Genomic DNA, 23,071 nt, shown 5'->3' with positions numbered 1-23,071 from the left:
CAAGGCAATGATGAGATGGACGAGGTCTCGGGCGACGGATGGGCCAAACTTCAAACGGACGGCTCCCTCAAGGGCGAAATCCGCGTCCACAACGGTGACGATTCCACCTTCATCGCCCGCCCTAGGACGACTTCTTCAACAGCCTGCTAAAGCATCGGCCCGAAAAGTGGATTGCGGTTTTCGGGAAAGCCGATGCAAAGACAAAGGGTTAGATCACCGGACTGGATACGATATCCGGTCCGGTGATCTAGCAGGGCCAAGCATCGGTGCTTCCGATACCACGATCGGTTTATTCCGCTTCAAAAGCTCCGCCCGGCCTGCGACGTCTGCCGACGACGTTTCAAAACCCGAAGGGATCGATCATCATGGATAAGGCGCTCGCGCATAAGAAGGTTCTCATCGCCGGAGGCGCATCCGGGATGGGTCTGGCCCTGGCGCGGCACTGCCTCGACGCCGGCGCCGAAGTCATCATCGTCGGGCGCAATGAAGCCCGGTTGCGGGCTGCCGAAGAGGCTCTCCGCTTTCCCGCGGCGCTCGCCGCCGTCGTTGCCGATGTCTCCCGCGAAGAGCAGATGGTGACGCTCTTCGAGCGCGTCGGCGCGCTCGACCATGTCGTCTGCACGGTGGCTGACATCGAGGGCGCTTACGAACTCCTGCCCGCACTCGACCTGAAGGCCGTCCAGAGAGCCGTGGACAGCAAGATCTATGCGCCACTGCTGCTGGCCAAGCATGGCGTCTCGAAGATCGGTCGCGATGGCTCGCTCACCTTCACCTCCGGTATCGCCGCCTACAGGCCCTCGGCCCGCGGGGCTGCGGTGGCGGCCGTGAACGCGGCGCTGGAAGGGCTGGTCCGGGCGCTTGCGGTCGAACTGGCGCCGATCCGCGTCAATGCGGTGTCGCCGGGCTGGGTCGACACGCCGATCTGGGCTTTCGTCGCCGGTGACCGCAAGGACGAGGTGCTGGGCGCCATGGCCGAGCGCCTGCCGGTTGGGCGGATCGGTCAGCCCGATGACATTGCGGACGCTGTTCGGTTCCTGATGGGCAACGGGTTCACGACGGGGACGGTATTGCATGTCGAGGGCGGACACCGGCTGATCTGACCGGTTCGAAACTGTCGCTGGCGGCCAGCACATGCTTGAGCGCCGCGGGCTGGATGCGGCGGCGCCGCCATATCATCGAGAGCGAGGGCGGCGGTCCGGGCCATGGTGCGTCCGCGACCTCGCCGCGCTCCAGGGCCTCGGTGACGGCGAAGCGCGGGACGAGGCCGAGGCCCGCCCCGCTCGCGACCAGGCGCACGATCATGGCGATGCTGCCGACCTCGGCTGCGGGGCTCGGGCGTGCGAGGCCCGCCTGAGCGAAAGCCTCGTCGAACAGCCGCCGATAGACGCATCCAACTTCGGTGACGATGAAGCGCGCGCCGGCGAATGCAGCAAGATCCCCGGGGAGCGCGCTGCGATTGTCGGGGGACCCGATGATGACGAGGGGCGCCGTCGCTATCGCACGCCTGGCCAGACGTTCATCGAGATCCGGCTGGTCGAAACGGAAGGCGACATCGATGTCTCCATCCACCAGTTGCCTCAATAGTTCTCCGCTGCTCCCGATCTTGATCGTGAGCGTGATCTCGGGATGCTTGCGCGAAAAGCCTGCAAGCCATTGCGGGAGCTTCGCCGACGCGATGGTCTCCAACGCGCCGATGGTGACGGATCCGGCAGGGTGCGCCGCGATCGCGCTCATCGCCGCCCGCGCTTCATCCGCCAGTTGCGTCAGTTCCTCGGCATAGGGCTGGAGAACTTTTCCGGCAGGCGTCAGCTCCAGACCGAGCCTCGAACGCGTGAAAAGGCCAACCCCGAGTTCAGTTTCCAGGGCCTGGATCTGGTCGCTCACGCTCGACTGCGCGAGATGAACCTCTTCGGCGGCGCGGGTGAAATTCAGCGTTCGCGCCACGGTCAGGAAGGTCTTGAGCGATCTTGAGAGCATGGCGATGCAGTCCGCGATTGTGCATCGATATGCTACGCGGCCGGCCGCCTGCTGACCACCCGCCGCGCCCTTCCGATCACCCGCAAACGGGCAGGCTGCACCGCTCTTCCCCGTGCAGCGAGGACCGCCGCAGGCGGGCCCGAGCATCCGATTCAATCCACGCGATTGCTAAGCCGGCTCTTGATCCAGCGTTCGCGTCTGCAGGATGCTGACCGGCGGCCAGGACAGGCAATCCGCGACATCGAAGGTCAGCGTGAACGGCGCAAACGGCCGCTTGGCGAAGTCGAAAGCAGACTCCCGCTGTGTCCCACCGATCGCCATCGCGATCGTCAGATGCGGCCTCCAGTGCTCCGCGAGGTAATGCGGGTCGCAGAGTGCGGGATCGACACGTGCATGCAACCTTGCGTGAGCCTCGATCAGGCGCTGATCGAGGCTGGGATTCAGCCAGAGCACCAGCGGCTCGGTATCGAAGAATTCAATCCGCTCGAAGGTCAGCGCGAAGGCCGGTTCGCCCGCGAGCGCCTCCGCGGCGGCGGCGAGGCTGGATGTCCCGATCGCCGGGCAGCGCGCCAGCGTGATGTGGGGGAAATAGCCGAGCGCGCGGATCGAGGGCGCGGTCTCGAAGGCCGAGGCCTTGTCGACCAGCGCCCAGAAGGGCTTTGCAGGGTCCTGCGTGCGCAGGGTGATGCCGAACATGCTGCAGCCTGTGTGCCCCGCCTCGCCCCTTCCTGCAACTGCAGAAGCGGGACGGAGAGACCGCAAGGCTTCGAGCGTCATGCCCGCCACGGCCCGGCGACCGTGCCTTGCCCTACCCCGGCCAGCCCGAGGCGCGCGCCGATCCAGCCGTCATCGTCACGAAGCGCTGCAACCTGCGCGGCCGGGCTAGATCATAGGACAGGAAATCCTATCCGGTCAGATGATCTAACCCTTTGTATTTGCGCCGGCTCTGTCCCGAAAACCGCAATCCACGTTTCGGGCCGATGCTTTAGAGGGCACCGGGGCGCGCTCCGTCACCCACCCTTCTTTCCGCTCGCATCGAACTGCTTGAGGAAAGCCAGCAGATCGGCGATGCGCTTCTCGTCCTTCAGTCCGGCATAGATCATCTTGGTGCCCGGCACCTTTGTGCGCGGGTTCTGGATGTAGTTGGCGAAGGTGGCGTCGTCCCAGGTCAGCCCGGAATCCTTCATCGCGGCGCTGTAGCCATAGCCTTCGCGGGTTCCGGCCTTCTGGCCGATCACGCCGTTGAGGATCGGCCCGACCGTGTTCTTGGCGGTCTCGCCGAGCTGATGGCAGGCGCGGCACTGGGCATAGACCTTCTCGCCGGCGGCGGCATCCTGGGCACGGGCGGGCTGGGCGGCGGCCGCGAGCAGCGCGGCCCCCAGCAGTGAGGCAAGCTTCATATCGTTGGAGTCCTATGGTTTGGGCGCGAAGGGACTGACCCAACCGCCGCTCTGGGCCGGAGCCTTCGGCGGAAAAGCCTGGGCGAGATAGTCGAGCAGGATCGCGCGCATCTCCGGATCGGGCGCCGGCATGCTGTGCTTCTCGGTCATCCAGTTCAGGGTTTCGTCCCAGCGGACGCGATCCATGCCCTGGCGGCCGACGACCTTCATCGAATGGCAGCCGATGCAGTAGCCAAAGGTTTCGTCGCGGCCGCGGAAATCCGGCAGCGACTCGGGCGTCTCCTCCTGGGCAAAACTGCCGGCGGGGGCGAGGAGGATGGCCGCAAGAGCGGCCATCCGGAGCGAGTGAAGCGCGGCCATCGTCAACCGACCAGGATCGCGGTGCGGTGGAACGGGTTGGAGCCGTAGCCCTGCGGGTTCCAGTTGGTCGCGACATGCGGCTGGGCAACCCCGCGGGAATCCGTGGCGCGGACCCAGAGCTCGAAATAGCCCTCGCTCGGCAGGGTCACCGCGCCGGTCCAGCGCACCCAGTCATAGCGGTTCTTCGGCTTCGCCAGCGTCATGGCCTGCCAGCGCTGGCCGGCATCGAAGGAGACCTCGACCTTGGCGACATCGTGATCGCCGGCCCAGGCGGCACCGCGCAGGGCGACCTCGCGGGTAGTAGCCGGCAGGCGCGTGCCATTGGCGGGCGCGGTGATGATCGAGCGCACCGGCATCGAGGTCATGTCGGTGAAATTGGTCTTGCCGTCGGTATTCGACCCGGGAATGAGCGGCACGGTCGGGATGCGGTAGGAGGTTCCGCCCATGCCCTGCCCGTCATGCGGGGTTGCGCGCACCAGGATGCGGTTCAGCCATTTCGACGAGAGTGAGGCCGGCCAGCCCGGGACGAGCAGGCGCAACGGGCCGCCATGGATATGCGGCAGCGGCTCTCCGTTCATGGCCCAGACGATCAGCGAATGCGGCTCGAGCGCCTTCTCGATCGGCATGCCGCGCGAGATCGCATCCCGGGTGGTGTCGCCGGAGAGATGCGGATCGGCGCCGAAATGGCCGGTGAACCTGGCGCCGGCTTTGAGACCCGCGGCCTTCAGCACATCGGCGAGGCGCACCCCGGTCCATTCGGCGCAACCGGCGCCGCCATTGGTCCATTGGTTGCCGCGCCCGGCTGGCTGGTAGAAGGAACGGCCATTGCCGCCGCATTCCAGCACCATCCGGAAGGTCTGTGCCGCGAAGCGAGATTTCAGCTCGGCCAGAGTCAGGGTCAGCGGCTTCTCGACCTCGCCCTCGATCTTCAGCTGCCAGGTCTCGGCATTCGCCACCGGCTCGGGGATCTGGCCGTTATTGCGAATGAAGAATTTCGAGATCGGCGTGGTGTCGTCATTGAGCAGGCTTTCCGGCGTCTCGGCGACGAGCGGCCGGTCTCCGAGCAGCACCAGGCCCTTGTCCTTGCCCGGAAAATCGAAGGGCTGCGGGCCCTTTGGCGGGGCGGCTGCGGGCGCGGCAGCAGGAGCGCCTTGGGCGGCGGCCGGCGATACGATCGAGAGGCGCGGCAGGCCGCCAAGCGAGGCGCCAAGCGCTGCCAGGCTGCCGCCGAGCAGGAGGCGTCGCGATGCGCGTGGGGCGGTGGAGCGTTCGGAGATTGAATCGTGATGCGGTTCGGCGGCGGCATCCCGCGCCTGGACGTCTTCCAACATGGTGCTTTCTCCCGAGGACATGTTCCTCGCTGGAGACGACGCCGGGCCGATGCGGTTTATTCCAGGTCGAGAAAAATATTCTGGCCGCGCGAAAAAACCCGTCAGCCGATGCAAGCAGGCCGGAGGCTGCGCGCCTCGGCCAGCGCCGCGATCTGCTCCCGCGGGATGCTGCGTTCATCCTCGGTCAGCCTGGCGACGAGCGCGGCAATGCCGTCGAGGCGGGCGGGATCGATGCCCTGCCCGATCAAGGCGTAGCTCGCATGGTGACCGTGCCAGGCGCGGATCGCGAAACCCTCGCGATCCCGTACGGCCGGTCGCGCCGGCAGGCTGTTATCGACCGGCGCGATCCACAGGCTGACGCGGCAGCCATTGGGCCCGACATAGCCGGCAAGCACGCCGCCACCGCGCCGCACGGCGGGGTCGAGCGAGAGATGGACGAGGCGCAGGGAGGCGAGCGACAGATCCGGCAGGGAAGCGAAATCGGCGCCTGCCAGTTCGACGCCGAGGCGCGGCGCCTGGGCGGCGGGAACCTTAGCGAGCCAGAGCCGATGCGCGGCAACCGCCGCGGTCAGCGGCGATTCTGCGGGGTCCGTGCGATACAGGCCGAACCAGGCCACGCCGAGCCCGCAGGCGATGAGCAGCGCGGCCGCTACCTGCAGCCATGGCCGGGGTTTCAGCCGTGTTGGCGGCGGGGGTTCCGGCAAGGCGAAGGCCGGCGCTTCCTCCTGCGGGGATACGGCACGCATGGTGGCGCGCAGATGCGTCAGCGTCGCGACCTTGGCGGCGGTCTCGCGATCGGCCGCGATCGCGGCTGCAACCTTGGCCGCCTCGGCCGGCTCCAGCTCGCCATCGACATAGGCGTTGAGCAGATCCCAGGAGATGGTTTCGCGCCCGGTCATGTCAGCCACCCGCCTGGCGGCGGCGCAGCGGCAGGACGCGGAGATTGCCGCCCTCGATCGCCTCCAGCAGCGCTGCCCGCGCGCGGCTGATCCGGCTCATCACGGTCCCCTGGGGAATGCCGAGAATCTCGGCTGCCTCGCCATAGCGAAAGCCGGCGAGATCGATCAGTTCGAGGATGTCGCGATGCGACGGATCGAGCCGCTCGAGCGCCTGGCGCACGGTGATCTCGGCGATCAGGCTGTCATGATGGCGCCAATACCCGCCCTCGGGCGCTTCCGCTTCCGCAGCAGCGAGCACGGAGGCCTGCCCACGGCGATGCTCGTCGATCCAGAGATTGCGCAGGATCGTGAAGAGCCAGGGCCGGAGACGGTCGTCCTCTTCGGGCGGCGATGCGTCGAGGGCCTTCATGGCGCAGGATTGCAGCAGATCGGCCGCCGCGTCCCGGCTGCCGCTCAGCCGCAGCGCATAGAAGAACAGCCGATCCCAGTTCCGGCGCAGGGCACGCTCGACGACGATACGCAGGATCGGCCCCTCCGCGATGGCTTTCAGGCCCCATCCTATCGCAGAGGCTCCCGGGCTTCTCAAGACTCGGCCGGGTTTCAGGCTCGGATGATGACGCGAGGTGCGCCGTCAAGCTCAACAAATGTTAATTCCTTTCCAGCACATGAAAGGAGTGACGCTGCCATAAAGGACCCTCCCGACCTCGCCTGACGTGCCAGAGGCCAGGTCCCAATGACGCGATGAACATGGACCTTCCGACCCTCTGGTACTTGACCGTTGGAATCTCGCTGGTCGCCGCAGCGATGACGCTCTGGGAGCGCAAGGCGCATGCCCAGCGCTCGCGCCCACTCGGAATATGGGCCGCCGGCTATGTCGCGTTCGCCATTGGCTGCCTGCTGGTCATGAGGCGCGAGGCGTTTCCCGGCATCACCGGCCCAGCCCTCACCAATATCGTCATGGTTCTCGGCTACCTCCTGGTTCTCCAGGGCGTCAGATGCCTCGACGAGCGCGTACGCATCGGCCGCTGCGCCGCAGTGCTCATTGTCCTGGCCGCTGCCTGGGCCATCGGCGGCGAAGAGTTTCCGGTGTTCTTCTGGACCTATGTCGGCTCGCTGCCGATCGCCGCGATCTGCGGCCTGACGGCGCTTGTCCTGTTGCGCAGCCGCGCTGTGAAGCCCCTGCGATCCCGGCCGATCGCGGTCGGGGTCTTCGTTTGCCACGGCCTGTTCTATTTCCTGCGCGCGACTGTCGCGCCTGTGCTCGTCACAACCTACGGGGAGAGCCTGCTGCCGGTTCTCGCCAAGGTCACGATGTACGAGGCCGTGCTCTTCACGGTCGCGATGCCGATGGCCTTGATTGCTCTGATCCGCGAGGAATATCAGGCGCAGCTCCTGGCCGATTCCCGGACCGATTTCCTCACCGGGCTGCGCAACCGCCAGGGTTTTTTCGAGCATGGCGCCAGGGCCCTGCGGGATGGCGCTGCGCAGCGGCCGGTCTCGCTGCTCGCCTTCGATCTCGATCATTTCAAGGCGATCAATGACCGCTATGGCCATGACGCCGGCGATGCGGTGCTCAAACTCTTCGCCGCAGTGGCGCGCGACATGGCCGGCACGGACGGGGTCATCGGCCGCTTGGGTGGGGAAGAGTTTGCGATCCTGCTGCCCGGCCAGGACAGCGCAGCGGCAAGCCGGATCGGCGAGACTGTGGCCAGGGAATTTGCCGAACGCGCGGCGCGAAGCGATGGCTTGCAGATGACCGCCACGGTCAGCATCGGGCTGGCCGAAGCCCCCTCGCACGCAACCGCCCTCGCCGAGCTGCTCTCGGCCGCCGACCTCGCCCTCTACAAGGCAAAAGCGCTCGGACGGAACCGCATTCAAGTGGCCGGGGCGACGGGAGTGTCCGAAGCGGCTTGACGGGGTGCGGATGGCCGAATGGCGGCGAGGCTGCCGAACGCTTTCAAGGTCGACGATATCCGTGGGCCCGCCGGGACCAGCGTGCTGTCCCGCCGAATTGCGCGTGTGAGCGAGGCGCGCAGCTGCGCACTAACGCTATGTCGATCCGCGCGTTGACTTAACCTCTCCCAACCGTACCGTAGATTAGAATTCGTCGAGGGGCTGGGTTGGGTATGCGTTCGCGAGTAATCGCTGTGGTATTGGCGCTGCTGGCCGCGTTCAGGCCAGCTGCCGCGCAAACCTATGACCCCAATTTCAGGGAGGCTGAGCGGGCCTTCTTGAGCCTCGAGCTCAACACCCGACTCTGGTTTCAGGTCTTCCTGACGAGCGCGGGGCATTGGCCCGCAGTACCCAACGTAAATTTCTCCCGGCGGCTCTTTGAAGCCACCAAAGACCTCCAGCGAGCACGCGGAGAAGCCCCCAATGGCATCCTCACCGAGGCCCAGGTGGGGCAAATGCTTGCGTCGGCCTCCTCGGTACTGAAGGGCTGGGGGTTACGCTGGGTCCCCCATCCAACCCGCGGCCGCTCAATTTGGGTCCCGATAGGACTCGACCTTGCCGCCTTTCGGACCGAGCGCGGCGTCGAGATCAAGGAGCCGCGCAACAGATTCAAGCTTTTGTTCAACTCCTACCCGACAATAGACGTGAAAACCGCCTACGACGTCACTTTGCGGGAGATGGTCCGAAGCGGCGACCACATCAACTTCAAAGTCCTGAAGGGCGATTTCTTCGTCATTACGGGGAACCAAGGCAGGTACAGCCGCTACGTCCGTTACCATGCCGATGCCGGGGGCATTCTCGGCTTCGATATGTCGTGGTCTGACGATGACGCACCCGTCTTCGGAAATCGGCTCGTCACGGTCATTTCCGGGTCCCTTTGGGCATCCATGACGGGAGCGCCATTCCCCACCGTGAAACGCGGGGGATATCCGTGGGAGAAGAGCGAACCTGAGGTCGCCAGCCTCCCGACCCCTGCCCCGGCTCCAACACCAACACCGCCTCCGGCCAGCGCCGAACCGCCAAAGAAAAGCGGATCGAGCGGCTCAGGTTTCTTCGTCTCGAAGGCTGGGCACATTCTGACCAATGCCCATGTCGTCAAGGAGTGCACGACCATCACAGCGCGGCCGGACGCCGGCACTCCCGGTCCCGCTCAGGTGCTCGCGCGGGACGCGATCAACGACCTTGCGGTGTTGAAGCTGGCGGGGCCCGTGGAGCGCACCCTCCCCATTCGAGCCAGTGTCCGGTTGGGAGAAGGCATCGCGACCTTTGGATTTCCACATACTGACCTGCTGGCGACGACAGGAAACTTCACGCTGGGCAACGTCACGGCGCTGGCGGGCCTTCGGGATGACAGCCGGTATCTTCAGGTCTCTGCCCCGGTGCAATCGGGGAACTCAGGTGGCCCGCTCGTCGATGCTTCGGGCAATGTCGTGGGCGTGGTCACCGCAAAGCTCGATGCGATCAAGCTGGCCGAGTCGCAAGGCGACCTTCCACAGAACGTCAACTTCGCCGTGAAGGCGTCGTTGGCGGCGAGCTTTCTGGATGCCAATCAGATCGCATTTGACGTCGGGGTGCCGGGAGAGAAGCTGGACCCCGCCGATCTTGCCGAGCGGGCGAAGAAGGCGAGCGTCTTCATTACCTGTCGGTAGTCTCCAAGCGGGATCAAGGCGGTCCGCCGACGAGAGCTCCCGGAGGGAAGGCCGAGAGATGACCTGCGCGGACGCAGGCTTGAATGGTCCGTCCTTCCCCTTTGCGGCTTGCGAGACCCTACCCAGCCTGGCGTTGCAGGCGCGTCTCCAGCGCGCGGCTGTAATGCGAGATGAAGGAGCAGAACGCGACATAGAGCAGAGCGACGAAGAGGTAGCCTTCGAGCGAGAAGCTGCGCCATTGCGGATCGCCCAGCGCCTGCTTGGTTGCGAGCAGGAGGTCGGTCAGGCCGACGATGCCGACGAGCGACGTATCCTTGAACAGGCCAATGAACAGGTTGGCGATCGCCGGAACGGCAAGGCGCAGCGCCTGCGGCACGACAACCAGCAACGATGTCTGCCAATAGCCGAGCCCGAGCGCCTTGGCCGCCTGCTCCTGCCCGGCGGGCACGGCCTGCAGGCCGCCGCGGATGGCTTCCGCCAGATAGGCCGCGCTGAACAGCGTGATGGCGATGAGGGCACGCAGCAGAGCATCGACCTGCAGCTTTCCCGGCAGGAAGAGCGGAATCATGAACGAGGCCATGAACAGCACGCTGACCAGCGGGACGCCGCGGACCATTTCGATGAACATGACACAGACGCCCCTGATGATGCCGAGTTGCGAGCGCCGTCCGAGTGCCAGCGCAATGGCGAGCGGGAATGCACCGAGGATGCCGCCGACCGCGAGGAAAACCGTCAGCGGCAGCCCGCCCCATAGATCGGTCGCCACAAAGGACAGGCCGAGCACGCCGCCGCGCATCAGGACGATCACGGCGGGGATCCCCAGCAGCCAGCCCGCGATGACGGCCCGCACCCCAAAGCGCAGCGAGCAGCTCGCCAGCACCAGCGTGATGGTCAGCAGCAAGGCTGCGAATGGTCGCCACTGCTCCTCGAACGGGTAGCGGCCGAACAGGATCAGCCGCAATTTCTCGTGGACGAAGGCCCAGCAGGCCCCGCCCATGGCACGGCAGGTCGCCGGAGACGCCGCCCACCAGGTTGCATCGAACACGGCCCAGCGCAGCAGCGACGGGACGTAGGTGACGAAGAGGCCGAGCATCACGACCGTCAGCAACGTGTTGCCGATGCTGCCGAACAGGCGCTCCCGCACCGAAGGGGCGGCGGCGCTCATGACGCCCCCTTGAGCGCGACGCGGCTATTGTACCAGTTCATGAAGCCCGAGATCGCGAGGCTGAGCGCGAGGTACACGCTCATCAGGATCGCGATGACCTCGACCGCCTGGCCGGTCTGGTTGATGATCGTGTTCCCGATCGACATCAGGTCGGGATAGCCGATCGCGATGGCGAGCGAGGTGTTCTTGGCCAGATTGAGATACTGGCTGGCGAGCGGCGGCACGGCGACCTTCATCGCCTGCGGGATCACCACCAGGCGCAGCGCCTGGCCCTGCGTCAGCCCCAGCGCAGCAGCGGCCTCGCGCTGGCCGCGGCTGACCGACAGGATCCCGGCACGCAGGATCTCACCGATGAAGGCGGCGTTGTAGAGCGACAGCCCGATCAGGAGCGCCGTCAGTTCCGGCGTGATCATGCCGCCGCCGGAGAAGCCGAAGCGGGTCGGCCGCGGCATGTCGAAGGAAGTCGTCGCGGCGAGATCGAGCGCCACGGCGGCAAGCGGCAGCAGGAGCAGCAGCAATCCGGGCCAGAGCTTCGCGGGCGCGCCGGTCAGCTCCGCCCGGCGCCGCGCCCACAGGCCATGGCCGGCGAAGGCGACGAGGCCGACGATCACCGCCACGAGGATGAGGTCGGCGCCAWGCTGCAGCACCGGGAAATGCAGGCCGCTCTTGGCGAGATAGACACCGGGAAGCAGCTGCGGCGCGGCCGATGCGGCCGGCAGCATCTGGGTCAGCACCGCATACCAGAGATAGAGCTGCAGCAGCAGCGGCGTGTTGCGGACGAGCTCGACATAGAGCCTGGCCAGCGGGCTGACGAGGGGATTGCGCGACAGGCTGGCAATGCCGACGACGAAGCCGGCAAGCGTCGACAGCACGATCCCGAGCACGGCAACCACGAGCGTGTTGAGCAGACCGACCAACAGCGCCCGGCCGAAACTCGCGCTGGCGCTGTAGGCGATGAAGCTCTGGCCGATCTCGAAGCCGGCCGCCTGCCAGACGAAGCCGAAGCCCGTCCGGATCGAGCGCGCCTCCAGATTGCCGACGAGGTTCGTGGCGAGGAAGGCGATGGTGCCGGCCAGCACGGCCAGCACGATCACCTGCGTCGCCAGGGCCCGAAAGGACGGGTCGTTCCAGCCTCTCGCCAGGCGCGTCGGCGCGATCGCGACGGCGCTCATCTCAGCGCGTCGGCATGGCGTACATCTGCCCGCCCTTTGTCCAGAGCGCGTTGGCACCGCGCTCCATGCGCAGAGCCGTCCTGGGGCCGACATTGCGTTCGAAGATCTCGCCGTAATTGCCGACCCGCTTGATCGCGCGATAGGCCCAACMCGGGTCGAGGCCGAGTCTCTGGCCCATATCGCCGGTGACGCCGAGCAGGCGCTTGATCTCCGGGTTCGCGCTCTCCTTCATCTGGTCGACATTGGCGGCGGTGATGCCCTTCTCCTCCGCCTCGATCAGCGCCATCAGGACCCATTTGACGGCGGTGAACCATTCCAGGTCGTTGCGGCCGACGACCGGCCCGAGCGGCTCCTTCGAGATCATGTCTGGCAGGATCTGCCATTCGTCGGGATTGGGTGCGTCGGAAGCCCTGACCGAGGACAGATAGGACATGTCAGCAGAGAAGGCCTGGCAGCGGCCACTGAAAAAGGCGGCCCGCGCCTCGTTCTGGGCCTCGAACACGACCGGCGTGAATTTCTTGCCGTTGGCCCGGAAATAATCGGCGAGATTGAGCTCGCTCGTCGTGCCGGTGGCGGTGCAGATGCTGGCGCCGTCCAGTTCGAGCGCACTCTTCAGGCCGAGCGATTTCGGCACCAGGAAACCCTGGCCGTCGTAGAAATAGACGCCGGCATAGAGCAGGCCGAGCGAGGCGTCGCGTGTCAGCGTCCAGGTCGCGACGGTGGTGAGCATGTCGATCTCGCCCGATTGCAGGGCCGTGAAGCGCTGCTGCGGGCTGAGCGGGACGAACTTCTCCCGTGCGGCATCGCCGAGCACCGCCGCCGAGACCGCCCGGCAGAAATCGGTCGTCAGCCCGGTCCAGCGGCCCGAACTGTCGGCGATCGAGAAGCCGCCGATGCCGGTGCTGACCCCGCAGGTGACTTCGCCGCGCTTGCGGATGGCATCGAGCGTCGGCCCGGCCTGGGCCGCAGCGGAAAATGTCGCGGCCGCCGCCAGCGCGGCTGCGGCGAGGCCCGATTTCATGAGCCCAGACTTGACGAGTCCTGCCTTGACGATTCCTGCCTTGACGAATCCTGCCTTGACGAATCCTGCCTTGAACAGAGTCTTCACGTGTCCCTCCCCTGGAACCGCCGCTCGCCGCTGCAAACGGCTTGCGGACTTGCGCTCTCTTTTTTGACCGGCGCATGCGCGGGCTTCGCCGGCTGCGCTCTTGCTCTTGGCCGTATCGCGGCGTCGTCAGGTCACGGCGCGCCGTTTGGCGAAACGCTCGTCGCGCCAGATCCCCGAGGTCATGACGTCGTTGAAGGCCTGCGCGGCGCGCTCGATATCGGCATAGCCGAGATAGGCGGGCGCGAAGCCGAAGCGCATCATGTCCGGGGCCCGGAAATCGCCGATGACGCCGCGCGCGATCAGTGCCTGCACGACGGCATAGCCGTTGTCTGAGGTGATCGAGACCTGGCTGCCGCGCGCCGCATGAGCGCGCGGCGTGACGATTGTGGCGCCATGGGCGCGGCAGACCGGCTCGACCAGCTCCATGAACAGATCGGTCAGCGCGAGGCTCTTGGCCCGCAGTGCGGACATCTCGACATCCTCGATCGCGGCGAGGCCGGCGTCGACGACGCGCATGGACAGGATCGGCTGCGTTCCGCACAGCAGGCGCTGGATGCCACCTGCCGGCCGGTAGCCGCGCTCGAAGGCGAAGGGGGCGGCATGGCCCCACCAGCCGGAGAGCGGCTGCGACAGGGCATCGTGATGACGCGCCGCCGCATAGATGAAGGCCGGGGCGCCCGGACCGCAGTTCAGGTATTTGTAGGTGCAGCCGATCGCGAGATCGGCTCCCGCGCCGTCGAGATCGACCGGCACGACGCCGGCGCTGTGGCAGAGGTCCCAGACCGCGACGGCGCCCTTGGCGTGGATCAGCCGGTTGAGCGCCGCCATGTCGCGCAGTTCGCCGGTCTTGTAGTCGACATGGTTGACCAGCACGACCGCGGTGCGCTCGTCGACCAGATCCTCGATCCGCGGGGCGTCGACGCCCTCGAGCTTCAGGACGAGATCGGGCCGCCCGGCCGCCACGCCTTCGGCGACATAGAGATCGGTGGGGAAGCTGCCGCCTTCGGCGACGATGACATTGCGATCGGGGCGCAGCGCGAGCGCGGCATGCAGCGCCTTGTAGACATTCACCGAGACGGAATCGCACACCACCGTCTGCCCTGGCGCCGCGCCGATCAGACGCCCCAGACGGTCGCCCAGCGTATTGACCAGGGCGAACCAGCCGGCATCGTTCCAGCTGCGCACCAGCCCTTCCGCCCATTCCTCGCGCATGGCGACCGCCATGTCGCTGAAGGCAGCCACCGGCGCCGGGCCGAGCGAATTGCCGGCCAGATAGATCGCGCCCGCAGGCAGATGGAAACGGGCGCGCAGGTGCCCCAGCGGATCGGCGCCGTCGCGCCGCGCGATCTCGGACGCCACCCCTGCCCTGTCCAGCGATGCCAGGTTCATCTCGCCTCCACTCATAGCCGATGCCGCCAGCGCGGCCCATCTGTCGGGGACTATCGAGACCGATATCGAAGATGTCAATTGATATATATAATTTTGCCAATCGCGTCATATTATATATATTGCCGGTAGCATGCGAGGATCCAATGGACGAAACCGACGTCGCCACCAAGACCGAAACCGCCTACCGGACGCTGCGCCAGGAGATCCTCGAAACGCGGCTGCGGCCGGGTGCGCCGCTGAAGCTCGGCGCCATGCGGGAGGCCTACGGCATCGGCTGGACCCCGTTGCGCGAGGCCTTGTCGCGCCTTGAGGCCGAGCGCCTGGTCACCTCCAGCGCCAACAAGGGTTACGCGGTCGCGCCCGTCTCGCTGGAGGAGTTGAGCGACCTGACCAGGGCCCGGCGCCTGGTCGAGCTGCCGATGCTGGCGGAATCCATCGCCAATGGCGACGAGGCGTGGGAGACCGCGCTGGTCGCCGCCCATTTCCGGCTCTCGCGCTGCACGCCGCCGGTGGAAAAGCCGGAAGAGCTGGTCATCAGCGATTGGGAAGAGCGCCACGAGGCGTTCCATCTCGCCCTGCTGGCCGCCTGCACGTCGCGCTGGCTGATGCGCTTCTACGTGCAGATCAAGGATCAGCTGCGCCGGCATCACCGCATCCTGTCGATCGCGCCCGCGCTTTCGCACAGCGCGGCGGGCACGCCATGGCAGGACAGCCCCGCCTTCGCGGCCTTGCGCGATGCGCTGGCGCTCGAGCCCCACACCGCCTTGATGAATGCGGCCCTGGACCATGACGTCGATCGCGCCGTCAGGCTGCTCGACGAGCATATCGAATTCACCCGCAAGGTCTTCGTCGCCTCCGATCTCGACGGCGCCCCCGGCCCCGCGTCCTGACCCCAGGCGCTTTCCCGCCCTTCCCGCCCGTCCACCCCGTCGCCGGTCACACCGGGCCCAGCCTTGATGAGGATCTCCATGCCGTCCGCTCTTCCCGGCGCCAGCCCGCCGCTCGTTCTGGTCAATGGCCGGGTTCTCGGTGAATCGGGGCCCTGCGAGGCCCTGGCCATCGCGGGAAACCGGATCGTCGCGCTCGGGAGTTCGAGCGAGATCGCCGCCCTGGCCTCGCCTGAGACGGAGCATGTCGATCTCGCCGGCAAGACCGTCACCGCCGGCCTCATCGATGGCCATGCCCATCTCGACCGCGAAGGCCTGAAGAGCGTGCTGCCCTCGCTCGCCGATTGCCGTTCGATCGAGGACATCGTCGCGCGCATCGCCGAGATCGCACGGCAGAAGAAGCCGGGCGAGTGGATCATCACCATGCCGATCGGCATCCCGCCCAGCTATGAGAGCGTGCTGGCTGGAATCGCCGAACATCGCTTCCCCGACCGCTGGGACCTCGACCGCGCCGCGCCCGACAACCCGGTCTATATCCGCTCGATCTGGGGCTATTGGCGCTCGAGCCTGCCGCTGGTTTCGATCGCCAACAGCCGCGCCCTGCGGCTGGCCGGCATCGATGCCGCGACGCCGCCGCCGGCCCCGTCGATCGAGATCTGCCGCGATGCCGCGGGCGAGCCGAACGGCATCTTCGTCGAGACCAACAAGATGCCGGTGGTCGAACTCAGCCTGATGCGCCGGGCGCCGCATTTCTCCGCCAGCGAGCGGGCCAGCGCGCTCGCCGCCTCGATGAACCTCTACAACCGCGCGGGCACGACCAGCGTGTTCGAGGGCCACGGCATTGCCGCCGAGGTACTCGACGCCTATCGGCAGGTCCGGTCCGAGGGCCGCCAGACGGTGCGGGCATCGATGATCTTCAGCCCGGCCTGGCCCTCGACATCGGCAGAGGATTGCCGGGCCCTGCTCACCTCCTGGGGCCATTGGCTCGCCGGCCGGGGACTGGGCGACGCCTGGCTCGGCATGGCAGGGCTCTACGGCGAGATCGACGATTCCGTGGAGCGGGAGCTGCGCAGCGCAGCCTTTCCGCAGACGGGCTGGGCCGGCTTCCACTATAATTCGTCGCTGCCGCGCGACGCCCTGAAGACGGTGCTGATCGAAGCCGCGCGCAATGGCATCCGGGCGGTCGGCATCCTGCCCAATATGCTCGACCTCTTCGCCGAGGTGGACAGGATCGTCCCGCTCGCCGGCCAGGGCTGGGTGCTCGGCCATGTCGTCAGCCTGACGCCGGACCAGGTGAAGCAGGTTGCCGATCTCGGGCTGGCCGTGACCACGCATCTGACCGCCTATATCTACAAGCGCGGCAGCGAGCTGGTCGAAAAGCTCGGGCGCGAGCGGGCTGGCGAGATCGTGCCGCTGCGCTCCCTGCGCGAGGCCGGCGTGCCGATTTCGTTCGGCAGCGACAACGCCCCGCTCAGCCTGTTCCACTCGATCGCCCATGCGGTCAACCGACGCGACCGGACAGGCGCCGTCATCTCCCCGGAACAGGCGCTGACGCGCGAAGAGGCGCTGGAATGCGCGACGCTCGGCGGCGCGAAGCTGATCTTCGCGGAGGGCGAGAGGGGCAGCATCGCCATCGGCAAGCTCGCCGATCTGGCCGCGCTCTCGGCCGACCCGCTGCGCTGCGCACCCGACGAGATCGCCCGGATCGAGTCGCTCCTGACTGTCGTCGACGGGCAGATCGTCCATCGCGCGGACGGCAGCAGTGGGCGCTGAGGGAGGCCGCCATGACCGAACTGCCGACGAAACCCGTCTTTCTCGACTATGATCAGGCCCGGCTCGACCTGAACTACAATCAGGGCGCCTGGGCCGCCAATGCCGACGAGATCATCGCCTGGTACCGCGAGGCGAGCCTCATTGCGCATCGAAACCTCACGTGCCGCCCGCTCGCCTATGGCGCGGGGCCGGCCGAGCGGATCGACCTGTTCCCGGCGGCCTCAAAGCGGGCGCCCCTCGTCGTCTATGTCCATGGCGGCGCCTGGCGCATGCTCGACCGGATGGACAGCGCCTTTGCGGCGGAAGCCTTCGTGGCCGCCGGAATGAACTTCGCCGTGCTCGACTTCGCCAGCATTCCCGCCGTCCGCCTGCCGGAGATGGTGATGCAGGTCCAGCGCGGCATAAGCTGGCTCGCCCTGCGCGCGACCGCGCTCGGGTTCGACCCCGCACGCCTGTTCGTGATCGGCCATTCCTCGGGGGCGCATCTCGTCTCGGCCGCGCTCACCGCCGAGACGCAGCATCGCATCGCGCCCGGCATGGTCGCGGGCGCGCTCTGTGCCAGCGGCGCCTACGATCTGGAAGGGCCGATGCTCAGCGCGCGCGGGCGCTATCTCGGCCTCAACCCAGCCGAGATCGCGGCGTTCAGCCCGATCCGCCATGTGGAGGCGCTGACCTGCCCCGTTCTCGTCACCTATGGCGAGGCTGAAACCGACGAGTACCGGCGCCACGCCACGACCTTCCACGCAAGCCTGCAGAAGGCGGGAAAGGCAACGCAGCTGCTGCGCGCCGAAGGGCAGAACCATTTCGAGGTCAGCCGCATGCTGGCTGCGCAGGACAGCCCGATCTTCGACGCGCTGATGAAAGCCGTCTGATGTCTTGCGTCTCCCGGTCGCGTTCCCGGCCTGCGCGAACCGGCCCGTCAATCGGCCGGCCCTGCGCTTGCTGCTGGCGTGAACGCGTCGAGGCGCTCTGCGGCCGGCAGCAAGCTTGGCTGAGAGGTCGATCATCTTCAGCTGCGGTGTCGCGCGACATCGCCGGCGCGGACGGGGTCATCGGCCGGTTGGGCGGCGCCGAGTTTGCGATCCCGCTGCCCGGCCAGGCAGTCTGGCAGCAAGCCGGATCGCCGAGGCTGTCGCCAGGGGATTTGCCGAACGCGCGGCGCGATCCGATGGCTTGAAGATGACGGGCCACGGTCAGCATCGGGCTGGCCGAAGCCCATCGAACGCAACCGCCCTCCCCGAGTTGCTCTCGGCCGCCGACCTCGCGCTCTACAATGCAAAAGCGCTCGGACGGAACCGCATTCAGGTGGCCGGGGCGACGGGGGTCTTCGAGGCGGCTTGACGGGGCGCGGATGGCGCCATTGCGGGAAGGTCGCCAGCCGCCCTCAGGCTCGGCGATATCCGCCCTGTCCATCGGGAACACCGTCCTGCCGCACGCGATCACGGATTTCGGAGCGAATCCCGCTTCAGCCACGCTTTCGGGACGCGCTGTCAAACTGGCCTAGGCCATGCCCTTGCTTTGGTATCCAAGGGCTCGACGATGGACCTCGATCGGCTGAAGCAAACCGAAAGGCGGGAGGCCCGACAAGTAGAGCGCGGACCACCGCCGCGCAGAACCCTGCCCCCGTCGTGCCGGCCCCGTGTGCCAGTAGCTGTGCCGAGGCTCCGGCTCAGAAGCAAACATCACCGGGATGGTGTCTGTGAGGCCCGTTTCGATCCAGCTGCGACATCTGGCGATCAGCGCCTAGTGACTAAAGCTACCTCTTTCCAAACTCTGGGAAAGCCCACCTTGGGCAGCCCGACAGCGAACGACTGAAATATCGGAAACGTCCGCACTCACAACAGCATTTGGAGCGCCCGTTAACATCGCAAAAGACTCGTCATGTGGCAATTGTCTCGCGAACGCTCCGTGAACTGTTAGTTCGCAATTGACATTCGGACGATCAATTTATCGATTTTGTCAAAACCTTCCAGACGATCGACATTCAGGGCTAGAATTTGCTGCATCGCTTCGGATCGATCGGCCGGTTCATCTAGATGGCGCCGAAGTCGCTCCCCCAACGGTAGCGGAATGCCTGCCTCATCTAGCTGTTTCATCCATGGGGGCCGAAACCAATTCTCCAACCCTACAACATAGGCACTGTAGTTCGGTTCAAGATGAGGCCCGGCATGTCGAACGAGAGCTTCGATAGCAGAAAGATATCTAGGAAACGAAAACTCGCACGCCTGAAGAAAGCGAAATCCTTCGTCAATTCCAGTGGGTATGTCGCCTCTGCCAAATGTGGACGCGAACCAATTCAGGAACCTTGGCAACGAGCCAATTGTCGCGAGCTGAGACCAGGCCCAGGCAATCTGCTTTGGGGTACGAAGCCCAGTTTGGTCGCGCCTTGCATGGACAAAGATTAGCACAAGCTCGGCTAAGGCGATCCTCTGCTCCTTCTCGGGAAACCCGGTCCAAACCAGGAGCTGAGGCGTTGTGACAATTATCTCCTTAACTCGATCGAACACCCGGACCAGTAACTCGACACCGATTCCCCCGTGCTCGCGTAGGAGAGCGCCGCTCAATCCAGTGGATACCGGCAATGCCGCTTGGCGCTCTTTGCCGGGCCTGGACAAATTCGCCGCATCCACGTTCATCACAATATAGTCCGTGGAGTTCCCGGGATCAGACAGCACCGGCACATCCACCCGGGTCTCGATCTCCTCTGGCGCCTCGTGATAGAGGAATGCCCGCCCCACGAAGTGTCGCATCATGCGACCGACCCGACCTCTGATGTTAGCAAACGAGAAGAAATCAAAGTCTGTTCGATTGATTTTCTTGTCGAAGATGAAGACGTTCGCGGCGGAGGTGTTCACCCCCTCGATGAGGGTCGACGTACAGATGAGTGCCTTTATTTTCCCATCATCAAAGAGCTGAACGAAGAGTTGACCCAAGGCGCGAGGTAGCCGTCCATGGTGTACGGCTATCCCAGCCTCGGTACCCTTAGCGACCGGCCATTCCGAATGGTAGTTGGCAGCAATCCATTTTCCGAGGGAGTCACCCAATTCTGACGGATACCACACTCCAGCTTCGATCACGTCGTCCATAAGTTGATGGGCGGATGCAGGCGACTTTGTGAAGACGATAGAACTTTCGTCTCCAACACCTTTAATATCATCAATGAACGCATTCAGCTTATCAGCTCTCGCTGATCGATCGAACACATTTACCGTTACAGTACGGTGGTCTGTCTGTAAGAAGCGGAAATTGCCGCGCCATCTTTCTCCAAGCTCGATCCCCGTTATGTGTGGCCCCGCCATAAAACATTGTTTCGATTTAGGGAGCGCCTTATAGACAGCTAAATTTAACGTCTCGTATCTTTCGTCTTTTCGAGACGGATCAAGCTTGTAGAACTCATCYACAAACAGCAAATCTATCTTTTCGATATCTTTTCTTTGCAAAAACCGTTCTTGCGTCTGAACGAAAATAGTCGGCACCTTAGGCTCATAACGATCTGTTACAGTAGTCGTAATTGCGTAATGACTCCCAAACCTCCTCGTTAGCCTACGCCTTGTCTCATCAATCAAGGCGATGGTCGGCAGAATCATGACCACGGTTTTAGGTTTCGTACGCGAAAGAAGTGCGTCGACAAGAACGCTCTTTCCGAAGCTCGTAGGAGCGCTAAGAATGACGTTGTCACCGGCCAAAAGCCAAAGTAGTATCTGCATCTGTTTGGAATGCAAATACATCTTTCCATCAAATTCAACCGCATGCGCTTCGATTATAGACTGTGTAAATAGGTTAAAATTACCCTGATTGACATAGGGATATAGCCCGCACTCCTCCACAAGCATTTCAACTGCTTTGACGCACGACTGAGGCAACTGGTTCATTCTGCGCGCCTCTAGGAGGCGAATTGCGATCTCCAGCGCACCGTCATCCTCCCGGTCGATCTCCCCGAGAGTGGAGCCGGCGGCGAATATCGCATCGAAAACCGTATCCGACGACAGGACATCACCTGGACGTATTGCCCTCAATTGCTCCAAGACGCTCAACAGAACGCTCCCAACTTAGCGTCGAAGCTTCTGACGACGGCGGCCTTATCGTTCAGCGGTACGAAAATCAGCCGAAAGCGGACCGTGAGCCCCTCAACCCTTCCGTGAAAATAATCCCTTAGTCCTGAAAGCTCAGATTCTAAGGAACATTTGTATTCATCGCACACCCTCTGGTGAGAGGCGGCGGCCGCGCTGTCATAGGCGATAAGAATGGGGAAAACCGCCTGCTTCAACAATTCATCCCCGGACGTTTGTGATTTAAAGAGCTTTGCAACCGCATCACGGTGTGGAATGTCCCTGCCAATATGGCCGAAGATCATTGCCTTCTCTGCGGTCAGAAACGCCGGAAGAAGGTGATCCTTCACCGACTCGACAGCATCAGCATCGGATCACGATAGAACTTGGACTCGCCAAGCCAAATCTCGAAACCATCATCCAACGGCAGAAGGTGAATACCATCAAACCCCTTCACGGTATCGTTGGCTGAACTCTTAAGCACGAGCTTGCACACCACTGGCACAGTCTTGAAGTGAACAATGCACGCGATATGAAGAAGCAACTCGCCTAACTCGCCCCGAGATTCGGTCTTCTTCGTACTGTAGATATGCGCAGCCGCAAGCCGGAGCATTTCGACAAAGTTGTGCGCAGCAAACGCGAGCTGATGCTCTTGGTTCAACGCTGCAAACGGGAGCCACTGGAAAAGGTGGTCTGCGAGTCGATCCGCACGCCAGCTCCCCCCATCGTATCCAGCGCAGAGGGCGGCAAAGGGTGGACTCAGGTCGAGATGATCCACCCGGACAGCCAGAAAAGCGTCGGGGTATTCTACTGGCATCCGGGCGGTTCGCTCGCTTCAGGCGTGAGTACTGCTGATTCGATCGTAACGCGTATTTCCTGCGGTTTACAATCATGCGCTTCCCCAACGCCAGGCCCAGAATTGCCAACCATGACGCTCACCGACGTCGTACCTAACATTCGCACAACATCAGGAACATAACAAGAACATCGAAGCAAACCACGCTCGCCGGATGAGGGCCTTTCATTCGTCGAAATCCGCCTGAGCGCGTTTGATGCCCGATCCCCGACCGCATCTGCAGGGCGCCCGCTACAATCAATCATTCACAGCAAAGGGAAGGTAGCAGCCGCTACCAAAGCAATGAAGAAGAGAGCTTCCCTATGACCCAGATGACCGACAGCTAGGATCAGAACGAAATTCTCGCGCAGGGCCCCGCCACGATTGACCTAGAGCCGCCTGATTGACGACATTCGAATATCTCGCATTCCGCGAATCGAATGCCTGCCGCCCCCTGAACGAGGCTTGCAAACCAAGAATTTACCGCCGAGATTTCATCGTGAACACAAATGGAGCGAGATCACTTGCCGGAGAAACCTTCGCTTGAATGCGCCTTCAATCTTGATCGGATTGTTCGCCTAATCACCGCCCATGGCGAACCGATGTCAAAGACAAAGATCAAAAATCAGCTTCAACTTACTGAAAATTCGGCTCAGGCGGCACTTGATTTCGGCTGCAGTGGAAAATTCATCAAAAAAGGTGATTACAATTTTTTTTCTGTAGAAAAGGATTTCGTAATAAACGAAGAACGTTTCTATCCTGCGGTTGAGATCGGCCTGAAAGCACTTTGGCTAGACGATAAATTCCATGAGAACGAATTTTACATTGAAGAGACTGCGCGAAGGGATAGCAAAATTGCGGGGCGCTGGACCCGCCCGGATTTTACACTGGTTTCACATAAAAAATTTGCTTGGACGATCGGCTACGAATTTGACGTCGTTACATTTGAGGTAAAGCGTCCAGATAGCTGCAATGTTCTAGTGGATTGATTCCAACGTTTGATGCCCGCGCCTAACGGCTGCGATGATGTGGTCGGGATCGGCTTTCCATAGGAACGGGCGTGGTTCCCGGTTGTGCTCCTTGATGAAGCGGTTGATGGCGGCCTGCAGGTCGACGACGGAATG

21 protein-coding genes and 1 pseudogene are annotated in these 23,071 nt (G+C 64.1%); 7 read left to right on the top strand and 15 right to left on the bottom strand.

The window, feature by feature from the left end:
• Positions 1-365 precede the first annotated feature (365 nt).
• Positions 366-1,100: an SDR family oxidoreductase gene (locus AC1D34_RS14275; RefSeq protein WP_441508334.1), complete on the top strand. Its 735-nt coding sequence runs from the start codon at positions 366-368 to the stop codon at positions 1,098-1,100.
• On the opposite strand, the gene AC1D34_RS14270 is transcribed toward AC1D34_RS14275, so the two are convergent.
• The 7 genes from AC1D34_RS14270 to AC1D34_RS14240 form a co-directional block, all read right to left on the bottom strand.
• Positions 1,051-1,977 (bottom strand): LysR family transcriptional regulator, encoded by a 927-nt coding sequence (locus tag AC1D34_RS14270; RefSeq protein WP_441508333.1) that lies wholly within the window; start codon positions 1,975-1,977, stop codon positions 1,051-1,053. The two genes, AC1D34_RS14275 and AC1D34_RS14270, sit on opposite strands and share 50 nt — an antisense overlap.
• Positions 1,978-2,145: 168 nt before the next feature.
• Positions 2,146-2,673, bottom strand: a complete 528-nt coding sequence (locus AC1D34_RS14265; RefSeq protein ID WP_441508332.1) for a 2'-5' RNA ligase family protein — start codon at positions 2,671-2,673, stop codon at positions 2,146-2,148.
• A 314-nt stretch (positions 2,674-2,987) separates the two neighbouring features.
• Positions 2,988-3,377, bottom strand: a complete 390-nt coding sequence (locus AC1D34_RS14260; RefSeq protein ID WP_441508331.1) for a c-type cytochrome — start codon at positions 3,375-3,377, stop codon at positions 2,988-2,990.
• Positions 3,378-3,389: 12 nt separating this feature from the next.
• The gene (locus AC1D34_RS14255; protein WP_476777315.1) at positions 3,390-3,737 is read right to left on the bottom strand and encodes a hypothetical protein; all 348 of its coding nucleotides are present in this window, start codon (positions 3,735-3,737) and stop codon (positions 3,390-3,392) included.
• Between the two features lie 2 nt (positions 3,738-3,739).
• Positions 3,740-5,068, bottom strand: a complete 1,329-nt coding sequence (locus AC1D34_RS14250; protein ID WP_476824562.1) for a sulfite oxidase — start codon at positions 5,066-5,068, stop codon at positions 3,740-3,742.
• A gap of 101 nt (positions 5,069-5,169) precedes the next feature.
• Positions 5,170-5,967: an anti-sigma factor family protein gene (locus AC1D34_RS14245; protein ID WP_476824561.1), complete on the bottom strand. Its 798-nt coding sequence runs from the start codon at positions 5,965-5,967 to the stop codon at positions 5,170-5,172.
• A 1-nt stretch (position 5,968) separates the two neighbouring features.
• On the bottom strand, positions 5,969-6,553 hold the full coding sequence (locus AC1D34_RS14240) for an RNA polymerase sigma factor (protein ID WP_476824560.1): 585 nt from the start codon (positions 6,551-6,553) through the stop codon (positions 5,969-5,971).
• Positions 6,554-6,714: 161 nt separating this feature from the next.
• On the opposite strand from AC1D34_RS14240, the gene AC1D34_RS14235 reads away from it, so the two are divergent.
• Both AC1D34_RS14235 and AC1D34_RS14230 read left to right on the top strand, forming a co-directional pair.
• The gene (locus AC1D34_RS14235) at positions 6,715-7,881 is read left to right on the top strand and encodes a GGDEF domain-containing protein (protein WP_476824559.1); all 1,167 of its coding nucleotides are present in this window, start codon (positions 6,715-6,717) and stop codon (positions 7,879-7,881) included.
• Positions 7,882-8,114: 233 nt separating this feature from the next.
• Complete coding sequence (locus AC1D34_RS14230; protein WP_476824558.1) at positions 8,115-9,569, top strand: S1C family serine protease; 1,455 nt, start codon at positions 8,115-8,117, stop codon at positions 9,567-9,569.
• 118 nt (positions 9,570-9,687) lie between these two features.
• On the opposite strand, the gene AC1D34_RS14225 is transcribed toward AC1D34_RS14230, so the two are convergent.
• From AC1D34_RS14225 to kynU, 4 genes are all read right to left on the bottom strand, one after another.
• Positions 9,688-10,734, bottom strand: a complete 1,047-nt coding sequence (locus AC1D34_RS14225) for an amino acid ABC transporter permease (protein ID WP_476824557.1) — start codon at positions 10,732-10,734, stop codon at positions 9,688-9,690.
• Entirely contained in the window at positions 10,731-11,906 is a 1,176-nt protein-coding gene (locus tag AC1D34_RS14220) for an amino acid ABC transporter permease (RefSeq protein ID WP_476824556.1), read from the bottom strand. Before AC1D34_RS14220 ends, AC1D34_RS14225 begins: the two co-directional genes overlap by 4 nt.
• A gap of 1 nt (position 11,907) precedes the next feature.
• Positions 11,908-13,014 carry an amino acid ABC transporter substrate-binding protein gene (locus tag AC1D34_RS14215; RefSeq protein ID WP_476824555.1) on the bottom strand — a complete coding sequence of 369 codons (1,107 nt, stop codon included), beginning with the start codon at positions 13,012-13,014 and terminating at the stop codon, positions 11,908-11,910.
• A gap of 126 nt (positions 13,015-13,140) precedes the next feature.
• A complete protein-coding gene (gene kynU / locus AC1D34_RS14210; RefSeq protein ID WP_476824554.1) occupies positions 13,141-14,403 on the bottom strand; it encodes a kynureninase in 1,263 nt (420 codons plus the stop codon).
• A gap of 71 nt (positions 14,404-14,474) precedes the next feature.
• Here kynU and AC1D34_RS14205 point away from each other — a divergent pair, with 71 nt between their 5' ends.
• The 3 genes from AC1D34_RS14205 (at position 14,475) to AC1D34_RS14195 (ending at position 17,935) form a co-directional block, all read left to right on the top strand.
• Positions 14,475-15,293, top strand: a complete 819-nt coding sequence (locus tag AC1D34_RS14205) for a GntR family transcriptional regulator (protein ID WP_476768731.1) — start codon at positions 14,475-14,477, stop codon at positions 15,291-15,293.
• A gap of 78 nt (positions 15,294-15,371) precedes the next feature.
• A complete protein-coding gene (locus tag AC1D34_RS14200) occupies positions 15,372-17,063 on the top strand; it encodes an amidohydrolase (protein WP_476824553.1) in 1,692 nt (563 codons plus the stop codon).
• Positions 17,064-17,074: 11 nt separating this feature from the next.
• The gene (locus AC1D34_RS14195; RefSeq protein WP_476824552.1) at positions 17,075-17,935 is read left to right on the top strand and encodes an alpha/beta hydrolase; all 861 of its coding nucleotides are present in this window, start codon (positions 17,075-17,077) and stop codon (positions 17,933-17,935) included.
• Between the two features lie 1,044 nt (positions 17,936-18,979).
• Here AC1D34_RS14195 and AC1D34_RS14190 read toward each other — a convergent pair.
• Genes AC1D34_RS14190 through AC1D34_RS14180 form a run of 3 tightly spaced genes read right to left on the bottom strand, consistent with a single transcriptional unit; the run spans position 18,980 to position 21,929 of the window.
• Positions 18,980-21,097, bottom strand: coding sequence for a DEAD/DEAH box helicase (locus AC1D34_RS14190; RefSeq protein ID WP_476824551.1), 2,118 nt, complete (start codon positions 21,095-21,097; stop codon positions 18,980-18,982).
• The gene (locus tag AC1D34_RS14185; RefSeq protein ID WP_476824550.1) at positions 21,094-21,462 is read right to left on the bottom strand and encodes a Hachiman antiphage defense system protein HamA; all 369 of its coding nucleotides are present in this window, start codon (positions 21,460-21,462) and stop codon (positions 21,094-21,096) included. The genes AC1D34_RS14190 and AC1D34_RS14185 overlap by 4 nt, the downstream gene beginning before the upstream one ends.
• Positions 21,459-21,929: a HamA C-terminal domain-containing protein gene (locus AC1D34_RS14180; RefSeq protein ID WP_476824549.1), complete on the bottom strand. Its 471-nt coding sequence runs from the start codon at positions 21,927-21,929 to the stop codon at positions 21,459-21,461. The genes AC1D34_RS14185 and AC1D34_RS14180 overlap by 4 nt, the downstream gene beginning before the upstream one ends.
• Before the next feature lie 542 nt (positions 21,930-22,471).
• Between AC1D34_RS14180 and AC1D34_RS14175 the strand changes: the two genes are divergently transcribed.
• A complete protein-coding gene (locus AC1D34_RS14175) occupies positions 22,472-22,936 on the top strand; it encodes a hypothetical protein (protein ID WP_476824548.1) in 465 nt (154 codons plus the stop codon).
• Here the strand turns inward: AC1D34_RS14175 and AC1D34_RS14170 are convergent.
• Positions 22,925-23,071 (bottom strand): annotated as a pseudogene (locus tag AC1D34_RS14170) (IS630 family transposase); the annotation flags it as partial. The gene AC1D34_RS14175 and the pseudogene AC1D34_RS14170 sit on opposite strands and share 12 nt — an antisense overlap.

It is taken from the genome of Allobosea sp. P1_A7 (genome assembly GCF_056406775.1).
This window is presented reverse-complemented; position numbering and strand designations above follow the sequence as displayed.